Annotated in this window: 11 protein-coding genes; 4 read left to right on the top strand and 7 right to left on the bottom strand. The window is 71.3% G+C overall.

Annotation, left to right across the window (positions count from 1 at the left end; all coding sequences use genetic code 11):
• The first annotated feature begins 212 nt into the window (after window positions 1-212).
• Both ACFZBU_RS31490 and ACFZBU_RS31485 read left to right on the top strand, forming a co-directional pair.
• Window positions 213-1,391, top strand: coding sequence for an FAD-dependent monooxygenase (locus ACFZBU_RS31490; protein WP_391587096.1), 1,179 nt, complete (start codon window positions 213-215; stop codon window positions 1,389-1,391).
• A gap of 197 nt (window positions 1,392-1,588) precedes the next feature.
• Window positions 1,589-2,509 carry an alpha/beta hydrolase gene (locus ACFZBU_RS31485; RefSeq protein WP_391587095.1) on the top strand — a complete coding sequence of 307 codons (921 nt, stop codon included), beginning with the start codon at window positions 1,589-1,591 and terminating at the stop codon, window positions 2,507-2,509.
• On the opposite strand, the gene ACFZBU_RS31480 is transcribed toward ACFZBU_RS31485, so the two are convergent.
• The 7 genes from ACFZBU_RS31480 to ACFZBU_RS31450 all read right to left on the bottom strand — a co-directional run bounded on the left by ACFZBU_RS31480 (window position 2,506) and on the right by ACFZBU_RS31450 (window position 10,732).
• Complete coding sequence (locus tag ACFZBU_RS31480) at window positions 2,506-3,348, bottom strand: heme ABC transporter ATP-binding protein (RefSeq protein WP_391587094.1); 843 nt, start codon at window positions 3,346-3,348, stop codon at window positions 2,506-2,508. The genes ACFZBU_RS31485 and ACFZBU_RS31480 overlap by 4 nt on opposite strands.
• Window positions 3,348-4,466 carry a FecCD family ABC transporter permease gene (locus ACFZBU_RS31475; protein WP_391587093.1) on the bottom strand — a complete coding sequence of 373 codons (1,119 nt, stop codon included), beginning with the start codon at window positions 4,464-4,466 and terminating at the stop codon, window positions 3,348-3,350. Before ACFZBU_RS31475 ends, ACFZBU_RS31480 begins: the two co-directional genes overlap by 1 nt.
• Before the next feature lie 102 nt (window positions 4,467-4,568).
• Window positions 4,569-5,498 (bottom strand): hemin ABC transporter substrate-binding protein, encoded by a 930-nt coding sequence (locus ACFZBU_RS31470; RefSeq protein WP_391587092.1) that lies wholly within the window; start codon window positions 5,496-5,498, stop codon window positions 4,569-4,571.
• A 275-nt stretch (window positions 5,499-5,773) separates the two neighbouring features.
• Complete coding sequence (locus ACFZBU_RS31465; RefSeq protein ID WP_391587091.1) at window positions 5,774-6,724, bottom strand: hypothetical protein; 951 nt, start codon at window positions 6,722-6,724, stop codon at window positions 5,774-5,776.
• A 104-nt stretch (window positions 6,725-6,828) separates the two neighbouring features.
• Window positions 6,829-9,348 (bottom strand): valine--tRNA ligase, encoded by a 2,520-nt coding sequence (gene valS / locus ACFZBU_RS31460; RefSeq protein WP_391587090.1) that lies wholly within the window; start codon window positions 9,346-9,348, stop codon window positions 6,829-6,831.
• 248 nt (window positions 9,349-9,596) lie between these two features.
• Window positions 9,597-9,818 carry a DUF397 domain-containing protein gene (locus ACFZBU_RS31455; RefSeq protein WP_391587089.1) on the bottom strand — a complete coding sequence of 74 codons (222 nt, stop codon included), beginning with the start codon at window positions 9,816-9,818 and terminating at the stop codon, window positions 9,597-9,599.
• A 14-nt stretch (window positions 9,819-9,832) separates the two neighbouring features.
• Window positions 9,833-10,732 (bottom strand): helix-turn-helix domain-containing protein, encoded by a 900-nt coding sequence (locus tag ACFZBU_RS31450; protein ID WP_391587088.1) that lies wholly within the window; start codon window positions 10,730-10,732, stop codon window positions 9,833-9,835.
• Window positions 10,733-11,091: 359 nt separating this feature from the next.
• Here ACFZBU_RS31450 and ACFZBU_RS31445 point away from each other — a divergent pair, with 359 nt between their 5' ends.
• On the top strand, window positions 11,092-11,583 hold the full coding sequence (locus tag ACFZBU_RS31445; RefSeq protein ID WP_391587087.1) for a hypothetical protein: 492 nt from the start codon (window positions 11,092-11,094) through the stop codon (window positions 11,581-11,583).
• A gap of 442 nt (window positions 11,584-12,025) precedes the next feature.
• On the top strand, window positions 12,026-12,745 hold the full coding sequence (locus tag ACFZBU_RS31440) for a M50 family metallopeptidase (protein WP_391587086.1): 720 nt from the start codon (window positions 12,026-12,028) through the stop codon (window positions 12,743-12,745).
• The last annotated feature ends 49 nt before the right edge of the window (window positions 12,746-12,794 follow it).

Genomic DNA, 12,794 nt, shown 5'->3' with positions numbered 1-12,794 from the left:
AGAGATCCGAGCGCTACATCCGTAGAGGCAATCGCCACTACAGGTGTAGAGTCAATGTCACGACCTCTACACCTGTAGTGGGCATCGAGGCGCCGCCGTCGAAACACCGACGTCGACCTCACCACGAGGCATCGACGTCGAAACACCGCCATCGAGGCATCGGCATCGACGCCGAGACCGGTACCAACACCGGCACCGACACTGGGGGAAGCATGTCCGTCACCAAGCCCGAAGCGATCGTCGTCGGCGCCGGCCCCGGCGGGCTCACCGCCGCGACCGCCCTGCATCGCAAGGGATGGTCGGTGGTGGTCCTGGAACGCGCCGCCACCCTGGAGCCGATCGGCGCAGCCATCGCCCTCGCGCCGAACGGGCTGCGCGCGCTGGACGCCGTCGGCGCGGGCGAGCCGCTCCGCGGGTTGGCCGCGATCCGGGGCGCCGCGACGCTGCGACGACCGGACGGGCGGGTGCTCGCGCCCACCAGCGGCGAGGCATTCGTCGAGCGTTTCGGCGAACCGATGGTCCTGGCGCCGCGGGCCGAGCTGATGCGAGTGCTGCTCGCGGGCCTGCCGGCGGACGCGCTGCGCACCGGGACGGCCGTGCTGACCGCCCGGCCGGGCGGCCCCGATGAGCGGGCGTCGGTGACCACCACGACCGGCGAGACGCTGACCGCCGATCTCGTGGTCGGCGCCGACGGAATCCGCTCGCCGATCCGACACGCGCTCTTCCCGGAGCACCCCGGCCCGCGCTACGCCGGATTCACCACGTGGCGCGCGATCGTGCCGGGAATCGAGATCGTGCCGGGCGAGACGTGGGGTCGCGGCCTGGTCTTCGGCGCGATGCCGCTGGCCGACGGCCGGGTGTACTGGTACGCGACCGCAAACCGCCCGGCCGGTGTCACGCACGGCGACGAGCGGGCCGAACTGCTGCGCCTGTACCGGGACTTCCACGCGCCGATCGGCCGGTTGATCGAGGCCGCGACGCCGGAGCGGATCCTGCACCTGGACGTACACGAGATGGCCGATCCGCTGCCCGCGCACCACCGGGGACGGGTCGTGCTGATCGGCGACGCGGCACACGCGATGACACCCAACCTGGGTCAGGGCGGCAACCAGGCCTTGGAGGACGCCATCGAACTCGCCGACGTACTCACACGAGTGCCCGCCGACGGGGTGGTTCGGGCGCTCCCGGAGTACACCGAGCGCAGGTTGGCCCGGACCTCGGAGGTCGTGCGGAAGTCGCGCCGGCTGGGGGCCATGGCGCAATGGGAGGGCCGGGGCGCCGTGGCGATCCGGGACGGGCTCCTGCGGATGGCCGGGCGATTGGCGCCGGACGCGGCCCTGCGGCCGTTGGACTCGATCCTGAGTTGGCGCCCGCCGGTGGACTTCGCCTGACATGCCCCGGCCTCGAACCCGGCCGGGCCCATCGCGACTCGCCGTCGGAATCGATCCGCCCCACCCGCGCCTGCCCGCACCGGCGTCGGTGGCGTCGGGCCCTCGACGGCAATGGGTGGGCTCTGCCGGTTCCCCCGGGAAGGGATGCGTCGTACATTCCGTACCGGCCGGTATGTGGATGACGGAGAGGGAACACGGTGTCGATCGATCCGCAGCTCGTGGAGTTGTTGAGTGTCATGCCGGAGGATCTGTTCGTGGGCGACGCGGCCACCGCGCGGGCGACCATCGACGCCGGGATCGGTCTGCTTCCGGTGATGACCGAGCTGGCCCGGGTGCACGATCGCACCATCCCGGGCGCCGTCGACGCGCTGCCCGTTCGGGTGTACCGGCCCTCGACGGACCCCGATCTGCCGGTGACCGTGTTCTTCCACGGCGGCGGGTTCGTGATCGGCGGCCTGGACAGTCACGATGCGCTGGCTCGGCGGATCGCCCGGCACGCCGAGTGTGTGGTGCTCTCGGTGGACTATCGACTCGCCCCGGAACACCCGTTCCCGGCCGCGATCGAGGACGCGCTCGCCGCGTACCGATGGGTGCTCGACAACGCCGCGGAACTCGGTGTCGACCCCGACCGGATCGCGCTGGCCGGCGACAGCGCGGGCGCCACGCTGTCCGCGACCACATGCCTGCTGGCCCGCGAACACGGGCTTCGGCAACCGGCGTTGCAGATGTTGTGGTACCCGGCGACCGGCGTCGAGGGCACCGCGTCGCGGATCGAGAACGCGAACGCGCCGCTGCTCACCGCCGAGTCGATCGCGTGGTTCATGGCGCACTACCTCGGCGGGCGCGGGCTCGACGAACTGGGCCCGTACGCCTCGATCGGCACCATCGCGGACCTGTCCGGCCTGGCGCCGGCGCACGTGGTCCTGGCCGGCCACGATCCACTGCGCGACGAGGGGGCGGACTTCGCCGAGCGGCTGCGCGAGGCGGGCGGCACGGTCGAGTGCGAACTGTTCGACGACATGGTGCACGGCTTCATGAGCTTCGTGGACCTGGTGCCGCGCTGCGCGGAGTGCGCCTCGGGCTCCTTCGCCGCACTGCGCAAGGCGCTGCATCCCTAAGCCGTGGGGCCGCCTCGGCGCGACGGCAGGATCAGCAACTCGTCCGTGCCGGGTCGGCGCAGCACCTCCACCGGATGGCCGTACAACTCGGACAACACCGGTGCGGTGCAGACCTGTTCGGGCGGGCCGCAGGCGACCAGTCGGCCCTGGGCGAGCAGGGCGATGCGATCCGCGTAGGCGGCGGCCAGGTTGAGGTCGTGCAGCACGATCACCACCGCGTCGCCCCGCCGGGCCCGGTCCCGGGCCAACCGCAGCACGTCCTCGGTGTGCTTGAGGTCCAGGGCGGCGGTGGGTTCGTCGAGGAAGAGTACGGGCGCGCCCTGCGCGAGCACTCGGGCCAGCGAGACCCGGGCCCGCTCGCCGCCGGACAGCGACGGGTACGCGCGGTCGGCCAGGTGCGCCACGTCGGTCTCGGCCAGGGCCCGGGCCACGATCGTGTCCTCGGACTCCTCACTCGGCAGCCCCGCGTGCGGCGCGCGGCCCATCCGCACCACCTCGTCCACGGTGAACGGGAAGGACAGCGTGACGCTCTGCGGCAATACCCCGCGGCGCAGCGCCAGTTCGCGCTGCGAGTAGTCGGACAACGCCCGATCGGCGATCCGCACGCTGCCGTGATGCGGCGTCAGGTCGCCGGTGAGCAGGCCGAGCAGGGTGGACTTGCCCGCGCCGTTGGGGCCGAGCACCGCGACGATCTCGCCGTGGCGCACGGTCAACGAGACACCGTCGACCAGGTTGCGGCCGGCGATGGCGTAGCCGACGTCCTCGGCCCGGACGCCGATCGCGCCGACTTCGGGCGCCGGCGCGAGTGCCGCGGTCCGGTTCCGGGCGAGCAGCCTCATCAGGCCCAACCTCCTTGCCGGGAACGGGTCCTGCGCAGCAGCCACAGGAAGAACGGGGCCCCGATCAGCGCGGTGAGCACGCCGAGCGGGACCTCCTTGGGCATCGCGACGGTGCGCGCCGCGAGGTCGGCGCCGACGGTGACCAGCGCACCGAGCACGGCGCTCGCGGGCAACAGCAGCCGGTGTCGCGGGCCGGCGATCAGCCGGATGATGTGCGGGACGACCAGGCCGACGAAGGTGATCACGCCGGCCGCGGCTACGGCCGCGCCGACCAGGGTGGCGCTGAGCACGACCACCACGATGCGTACCCGTTCGGTGTCCACGCCCAGGTGCCGGGCGCCGCGTTCGCCGAGTGCCATGATGTCCAGCGCCCGGGCGTACCGGGGCAGGATCAGCAGGCCGACGATCGCGAACGGTGCGAGCGCGCCGATGATCTTCCAGCTCGCCCCGCCGACGCTGCCCAGGTTCCAGAAGGTGATGCTGCGCAGTTCGGCATCGTCGGCGACGAAGGTGAACAGCCCGATCGCGGCGCCGGCCAGCGCGTTGATCGCGATGCCGGTCAGGACCAGGGTGACCACTTCGGTGCGACCGTCGGAGCGGGAGAGCAGGTAGACGAAGAGCGTGGTGAGCAGGCCGCCGGCGAAGGCGAACGCGGTCACCGTCCAGGAGCCGAAGGTGGACACACCCAGCACGATCGCGCCGACCGCGCCGAGCGCCGCGCCGGAGGACACCCCGATCACGCCGGGCTCGGCGAGCGGGTTGCCGAACACGCCCTGCATGGCGGCCCCGGCGCAGCCCAAACACGCGCCGACCATGATGCCGAGCACGATGCGCGGGAAGCGGATGTTCCACAACACGGCCTCGTTGGCCTGCGACACGTGACCGACGTCCAGGCCGAGATGGTGCAGCACCGAGGAGAGCACCTGGTCGGAGGGGATGTCGAAGGCGCCCATGCCGGCCGAGACGACACTCGTGGCCAGGAGCAGCACCACCAGGGTCGGGATCAGCCAACGACCGTGTCGACGCGGCGCCGCCGACACCACGACCGTCGTCTCGGCGAGTTCGACCGCCGGTGCCGGTGAACCCGGTTCGTCCGCGGGTTCCTGACGCTCCGTCACCGTGGCCACGGTCTCCCCCGCATCTTCCCGTCGGGTGTCCTGGCGGTCCGGACGAGCCGAGTCGGCCCGTCCGGCGCTTGCGGACGGCCGACCCGGGTGACCCTAGCCATGCAGCAGATCGACGAGCTTGTTCAGCGCGACACCGGCCGTCGGCCCGCCGCCGCCCAGCTCCAGGTCGTCCATCGCAACGACCTTGCGGTTCCGGCCGGCAGGCGTCTGGGCGACGCCGGGCAGTTTGAGCACGCCGTCGACGCCGCCGACCGACTCCAGGCCCTTCTGGAAGACGAGGATGACGTCGGGCTTGGCCGAGACCATCGCCTCGGGGGTCAGCGCGGCGGACATCTGCACGCCGAGCTCGGTGCCGGTGTCGATGCCGCCGGCAGCGGTGATCATGCTGTCCGGGCCCAGGCCTTTGCCGCCGATCTGGTACAGGTTGGCCTGCCCGCGGATGTAGAGGAACGCCACGCGCGGCTTGGTGGCGGCCCGGGCGCCCTTGGCCTTGGCCGTGGCGATCTCGCCGGCGGTCCGGTCGGCGAGTGTCCTGCCCTTGTCCGGCACGCCCAGCGCGGTGGCGATGGTGGTGATCCGGGTGACCGCGTCCTCGGGCTTGCTGCTGTCCGGGATCAGCACGATCGGCACGCCGGCCGCCTTGAGCTGGTCGATCGCGGTGCGCGGGCCGACCGAGGCGCTGCCGATGGCGACCGTGGGCCGCTGGGCGAGGATGCCCTCGGGGTTGAGGCCGCGCGAGTTGCCGAAGGTCGGCTTGCCCTTGCTCTCCGGCAGGACCGCACCCGAGGTGTCCACGCCGACGACGTTCGAGGCCAGGCCCAGTGCGTATACGGTCTGCGCGACGTCGCCGCCGAGCGGAACGATCCGGCTCGCGTCCTCGACGGTGACCTTGCCCATCGTGGTGTCCACGGTGGCGGGCAGTACCGAACCCGCCGGGGCCTTGTCGGACTTGCCGTCGGACTTCTTGTCGTCGTCGCCGCACGCCGTGGCGAACGCGGTGACGGCGAGGACGGCCGCGGCCACCTTCAAGCTTGTTCGACGCAGACGCATCAGGCGGCCTTTCGAGCTGTGGAGTGAGCGGACGAGGAGGTTCCGTTCTTAGGCAAGCCTTGCCTTGTCCCACTCCGCAACCTAAAGGTGAGGCTTGCCTAACTTCAAGCCCGGGCCGGGTGGACAACGTCACACGCGGGCGGCGGCGCGCTCCCCCGGCGGCGGGCGGGACCGAGCACCCCGTGCGCAGGAGGCTCGGCCCTTCGCCCCGCGTCCGTCCCGCGTCCGTCCCGCGTCGGTCGATCCGGTCAGCGCTCGCGCCAGGCGCGGCTGTGCCGGCGGATCTCGGCCGCGGAGAAGTTCTCGTGGTCCTCGCCCCATGCGGTGACGCCGTCGAAGGTCCACTCGGTGAGGCCGTTGACGGTGAACAGGTTCGGGTTCAGGAAGAAGCCGAGCCGGTTGTGCATGCGCCCTTCGGCGTGCAGTTCGCGGCCGAGTTCGTCGACCCCCTCCAGCACGATCCGGGTGGCCCAGCCGGTGGCGTTCTCGCGTTCGACCACTTCGCGGCGCCCCTTGGCGAGCTTGGCCCAGGTGCCGTCGCGGAGCAGATAGCCGTGGATGGACACGCACCCCGAACCGAAGTCCATGGTGATGCTGTGGAAGGCGTCCCGCTCCGAGGCGGTCGCGTAGCTGTAGCCGCCCCGCTTGGCGGGCGACTGCATCAGGCCCGGACCGAACTGCGAGCGCGGCCCCCACGAACGGTCCCGGAAGCCGTACGAGTCGACCCGGATCTCCTCGCCGCGCAGCACCACCGTGCCGGTGTACCGGCCGGGCTGGTCCACGTGCTTGTCGCCGAGGTAGTGCGGCGGCAGCACTGCGGTGAAGGTCAGGTCGACGTGGATCTCGTCGCCGCCGTCCGGGTCGTCGTAGCCGACCTCGTACACCGCCTGCGGCCGCACACAGCGCACCCGGAACCCGTTCGGCAGCCGCAGGTCGGTCAGGTCCTGGTCGGGGATCGGCAGATGCCAGAAGTTCTTGGCGTAGACCGCCTCGTGCGGGTGCTGCCCGCTGTCGTCCCAGAAGTACGCGCCGCCCGCCGCAACCACCTGGTTCGCCCGGAAGAACGGATACAGCTGCCCGGACAGCCGCTTTTCCGGAACCGTGAAGGTGAACCAGGAGGTCTCCGACCAGTACGGGTCGTCGCTGGTCGGCGGGTGGAAACGATCGTCGGGGTGGTGCTCGACATGCTCAGGGGTCATGGCCAACGGGTACTACGGGTACTTGGCCGAGTCAATGATTATTGCCGTCGATCCACGGCGAGCGCTCCCGACGATCGATGCGGCCGGGCGATCCCGGCCGACGATCATTGTGCGAGGTCGACCTCCACGGTGAGCGGCCCGTCCGCCGGCACCAGGTCGATGCGGGCGATGTGTCCGGCCGCGCGCAGGTCCGTCTCGACCAGGGCCACCCGGGCCAGTTCGGCCGGGTCGCCGGTGATGGTGACGCCCGCGACGGCGGCACGCATCGACAGCCGCGCGGCGGACTTGGCCTTGCGCACCGCGGCGATCAGCTCGGACGCGACGCCCGGCAGGGCCCGGTCCGCCGCCGGCGGCTGCGGGGCCGGCCAAACCGCCCGGTGCACCGATCCGTCCTGCCACCACGACCACACCTCTTCGGTCGCGAACGGCAACACCGGCGCGAGCAGTCGCAGCAGTACGGACAGCGCACTCGCGAGCGCCGCCCGGGCCGACTCGGCACCCGCCGCGGTGCCCGCCTCGCCGTAGGCGCGGGCCTTGACCAACTCGACGTAGTCGTCGCAGAAGTACCAGAAGAACCGCTCGGTCCGCTCCAGCGCCCGGGCGTAGTCGTAGTCCTCGAATGCCTCCGTCGCCGCGCGGGCCACCTCCGCGACCTCGGCGAGCAGGGCCAGGTCGAGCGGTTCGCGCACCGCGTCGGGCGCCTCGGCCGCGCCGATCGAGAGCACGAACCGGCCGACATTGAGCAGCTTGATCGCCAACCGGCGGCCGACCTTCATCTGCCCGACGTCGAACGCGGTGTCCACACCCGGCCGGCCGCTCGCCGCCCAGTAGCGCACCGCATCCGAACCGTGCTGCGCGAGCAGGTCCACCGGAGTGACCACGTTGCCCTTGGACTTGGACATCTTCTTGCGGTCCGGGTCCAGGATCCAGCCGGAGATCGCCGCGTGTGCGAACGGCAGGCTGTGGTTCTCCGCGTCCGCACGCACCACGGCGGAGAACAACCAGGTACGGATGATCTCGTGCGCCTGCGGACGCAGGTCCATCGGGAAGACCCGGGCGAACAGGTCGTCGTCGCGACACCAGCCGCCCGCGATCTGCGGCGTGAGCGAGGAGGTCGCCCATGTGTCCATCACGTCCGCGTCGCCGACGAACCCGCCCGGCTCGCCGCGCTGTTCGGCCCGGTAGCCGGGCGGCACGTCGGTGTACGGGTCGATCGGCAGATCCGCCTCGGCCGGGCGCAACGGCGCGTCGTGGCGCGGCTGTCCGGCCTCGTCCAGCGGATACCACAGCGGCACCGGGACCCCGAAGAAGCGCTGCCGGCTGATCAACCAGTCACCGTTGAGGCCCTCGACCCAGTTGTCGTAACGGACCTTCATGTGCGCGGGGTGCCAGGCCAACTCCGCGCCCCGGGCCAGCAGTCGGGCCCGCAGCTCGGCATCGCGCCCGCCGTTGCGCAGGTACCACTGTCGGGTGGTGACGATTTCGAGCGGCTTGTCGCCCTTCTCGTAGAACTTGACCGCGTGCGTGATCGGCTTGGGCTCGCCGACGAGTTCGCCGCTCTCGCGCAACATCGCCACGATCCGCTCGCGCGCGGTGAACACCGTCGCACCGGCCAGGCGGGCGTACGCCTCGACCGCCTCGGGCGTGTCGAGCCCGGCCGGCGGATCGCTCAGGAAGCGGCCGTCCCGGCCGAGCACGGCCCGGGTGTCCAGGCGCAGTTCACGCCACCAGGTGACGTCGGTGGTGTCGCCGAAGGTGCACACCATGGCGATCCCGGAGCCCTTCTCCGGGTCGGCCAGCGGGTGTGCGTACACCGGCACCGGCACGCGGAACAGCGGCGTGCGCACGCTGCTTCCGAACAGGTGCGTGTAGCGCGTGTCGTCGGGATGCGCCACCAGGGCGACGCACGCGGGCAACAACTCCGGCCGGGTGGTCGCGATTTCCAGCGCGTCGCCGGCCGGCCCGCGAAAGACCAGTCGGTGGAAGGCGCCGGGACGCTCCCGGTCCTCCAACTCGGCCTGCGCGACCGCGGTGCGAAAGCTGACGTCCCACAGCGTGGGCGCCTCGGCCGGGTAGGCCTCGCCGCGCTCCAGGTTGCGCAGGAAGGCCCGTTGCGAGGCGGTACGCGAGACCGCGTCGATGGTCTGGTAGGTCATCGTCCAGTCGACGGACAGGCCCAGCAGTCGCCACAGTTCCTCGAACGCCTTCTCGTCCTCGTGCGTCAGTTTTTCGCACAGTTCGATGAAGTTCCGCCGGGAGACCGGGATCTGCTGTTTGCCCGGCTGCTCGGGCGGCACGAAGTCGGCGTCGTACGGCAGCGCCGGGTCGCAGCGCACGCCGAAGTGGTTCTGCACCCGCCGCTCGGTGGGCAGACCGTTGTCGTCCCATCCCATCGGATAGAAGACCTCGCGTCCGCACATCCGGCGGTAGCGGGCGACGGCGTCGGTGTGGGTGTACGAGAACACGTGTCCCACGTGCAGCGATCCGCTGACCGTGGGCGGTGGGGTGTCGATGGAGTAGACCTCGTCGCGGGTCCGGCTCCGGTCGAAGCGGTATACGCCCGTCTCTTCCCAGACGCGCGACCATTTCGCTTCCAGCCCGTCGAGGGTGGGCTTGTCGGGCATGCGGGGGGAACCGGAGGGGGCGACCATGCCCCCGGAGCGTACCGGGAGCCGCGGCCCGACTCGACCCGATTCCCGCGCGGCGGCGTGGCGGCGTGGCGTGGCGGCGTGCACGTGGGCCCGGTCGGCGGTGGCGGCGCGGCGAGTCGGTGGGGCCTGCGGGCGGGTCGGCGGGCCGCCCTTCGGGGGGTGGGGCGGCCCGCGGACCTCGGTCGGGTGATCGGCTGGAGCGGTCGATCGGCGGTGGTCGGTCAGGCGTTCGTGCGCAGGGTGCCGACGAACGTGGTCCAGGGGGTACGGGCGATCGTCAACCGGCCCACGGCCGGGTCCTTGCTGTCCCGGACGTCGACGGTGCCGTCCGGGTGCGGACGGATCTCGGTGCAGTCGCCGTTCTGCATGCTGTAGGAGCTCTTGACCCAACGGGACGAGGTGTTCCGTGGCGAGGAGTTCGCGGGCAAGGTGTTCTGGGGCATGGCGTTCTTCCTACTCAGTCGGCGAGTCGCTCCGGTCGAGTGACTCGGTCTGCGAGTTGCTGGGCACTGGCCGCGATGAAGGCCTCGGACTCGACGGGACTGAGTGCGATGCCCCGCAAGTCGGCGAAGACCTTGCCGTAGTGAGCGGTGTCCTGGGCTCTTTCCAGGTACGCGTGGCTGGTGATGTTCTCCAGCGAGACCACTTCCATCCCCGACGGGGGAGGGAATCCGTAGATCGAGAACGGCGTGGGGCCGCCCGGATAGGCGCCTGCCGAAAAGGGTAGTACTTGCACGGTCACGTTCGATAGTTGTGCAATTTCGATCAAGCGCACGAGTTGCTCGCGCAGCACCCGTCGGCCGCCTATTTCCTGGCGCAGCGCGGCCTCGCCGATCACCATCAACACCTCCAGCGGCGCGGGTTCCTCGCGGGTGAGCACGCGCTGTCGATCCAGGCGTACCCGGACCCGGGTACGGCACTGTTCGTCGACCGGCCCCACCGTGCCGCCGCGGATCACCGCCGTGGCGTACTCCTCGGTCTGGAACAACCCCGGGATGATGCTGGGCTGGAATCCCAGACAGGAGGCCACCTCGGCCTCCAGTCCGATCAAGTCCAGGAAGTCCTGCGGCAGTCGGTCGGCCAGATCGCGCCACCAGCGCTGCCGACGCCCCTCGCGGGCGAGCGCCAGCCAGCCCTCGCGCGCGGTCGGATCGTGCACCTCGTACAGGTCGAGCAACGCCTTCAGGTCGAGCGCACGGATCCCGCTGCGGCCGGACTCGATCCGGCTCACCTTCGCGGGATGGCAGGAGAGGGCATCGGCGGCGTCTTCGAGCAGCAGCGACGCATCCTCGCGCAGGCGACGCAGGTTGGCGCCCAGAACGCGCCTGCGCACCGTCGGATATTGCTCGGCGCCCATGTTTCCTCCCGATCCCGCACCGCCCGTGCCGCGGTTCTCCAGGTCGTTCGAGCTTTCGTTCGAGCCTTCTTTCGAGCTGCGTTCGAACTGCGCCGTGCTTCTCCGGAGCCGCGTTCGAGCTTTTCGTGAGCCCGCTTGGAACCTTTTCGAGCTTCCGTATTTGCGATTCTTCGGGGATTGCACCCCGCGAGTCGCCGTCATGGTACTCATATCCGATACGTTGCAAGTCGAGTGAGTTGTTTGACTTGCACTTATTACGCCCACCGGGGACGCTACTTACAGCGACCCCTCGACCACCTGCCGGGGCGCTCGCGAGCGACCGGTCGCGCCTTTTCCCGACCGTTGGGAGGCGAGGGAACATGCTGCAGGAGCAAGACGCCGGCGTGAACCGGGAAGGCATCGCATGGATCAGCGCCGCCACCCGCGATCCGCGCGACACGCGGTACACCTGGCTGACCAACCCGGGAGCACGCCGCGCGGCGGACACGGGCCGGTTGTTCGACGCCGTCGTGATGCGGGCCGAGCTGGGTGCCGCCGTGCTCGACCTGCTCACCGCCGCGGCCGAACCCACCGGCGCGGTGATCGCCGAGGAGCACGCGGGCAAGTGGGCCTACCTGGTCGGCCCGGGCAGCGCCGAGGTGTGGCTTGCCGCGGTGGGCCCCTCCGACGGGACGCGGTACCACTACGTCGGGCACGGCGGCTGCCTCACCCTGCCCGGCCCGCACCCCCATCCCGGCTCGTCAATGACCTGGATCGTCCGCCCGGGCCTGGGCACCAACCTGACCTGCGTCACCACGTTGGCCGCCGCCTACCTGCACGCCGAATCCGCCCACCCCGCCCCCGCCGCCTGACACCCCTCCGGGGACCACGGGCGCATCCGGGTCCGCCGCTGCCCCATCCGCTCACCCGACCCCGGACCACGCGCGGGTGTCGGCGAATCGCGGTCCGCCCGTAGCAGGCCGCGAATCCGGCCGGGTCCGGACGCGGGCCGGCGAGCACCGCGACCGACATCCCGCGGGTGGTGGCGGCACGGCCAACAGGTCGGCGGTTGTGGTGGGTTGCCGGAACCCGGACGGCGATTCGACCCCGACGGCCTCCCACGCCTCACCGACGACGACGGCGGGCAGGCGACGGTGCCGGGGCGTGGAGGGGGAGCCGAGGCGCGGGGTCGGGGCGCGGCGGGGGAATCGAGTCGGCGACAGTCGCGTCACGGGGAGGTCCGGGCGCGGTGGGCGGGGTGGCGTGGGCGGTAGCGTTTCGGGTCGGGGACGGACGTAGGACGAGAGGGGCGGCGTGAGCAGCGTCGACACGGTGTCGTTGCAGGATCTGTGGGACCGGGTGGTCGGGACCCAACCGGATCCGCCGAGTTGGCTCGCGCTCGTGACCGGGGCGGTCGCGGTCGTGGTGGTGCTGTATCGCCCGACGTGGCGGCCGTTGCGGTCGGTGGTGACGATCGCGCACGAGGGCGGTCACGCGATGGTCGCGCTGCTCAGCGGGCGCCGATTGTCCGGCATCCGGCTGCACTCGGACACCTCGGGCGTGACCGTGTCCGTGGGCAGGCCGACCGGCCCGGGAATGGTGCTCACCGCGATGGCCGGCTACATCACGCCGTCCATCCTGGGTGCGGGCGGCGCGGCACTGCTGGCGGGCGCGCACATAACCATGGTGTTGTGGGTGGCGCTGGTGCTGCTCGGGCTGATGTTCATCGCGATACGCAACTGGTTCGGCGCGCTGGTGTTGCTGGTGACCGGCGGGGTGATCTTCGCGATCTCCTGGTTGGCCAGTGCGCGGATCCAGGCGGCGTTCGCCTACCTGCTGGTGTGGTTCCTGTTGGTGTCCGGGGTGCGGCCGGTGTTCGAACTCCAGCAGATGCGCAGTCGCGGCCGGGCGCCGTGGTCGGACGCGGATCAGCTCGCCGACCTGACCCGGATCCCCGGGGCGGTGTGGGTCGGCTTCTTCGGGTTGGTCTCGGCCGCGGCCCTGGGCATCGGCGCGGGGTCGCTGCTCACCTGACCCGATCGGCCCGACGCCGGCCGGCTCCACCCGGTGGTGGGGTCGGCCG

Origin of the sequence: Embleya sp. NPDC008237, from assembly GCF_042956465.1 — a bacterium.
Lineage (GTDB): Bacteria > Actinomycetota > Actinomycetes > Streptomycetales > Streptomycetaceae > Embleya.
This window is presented reverse-complemented; position numbering and strand designations above follow the sequence as displayed.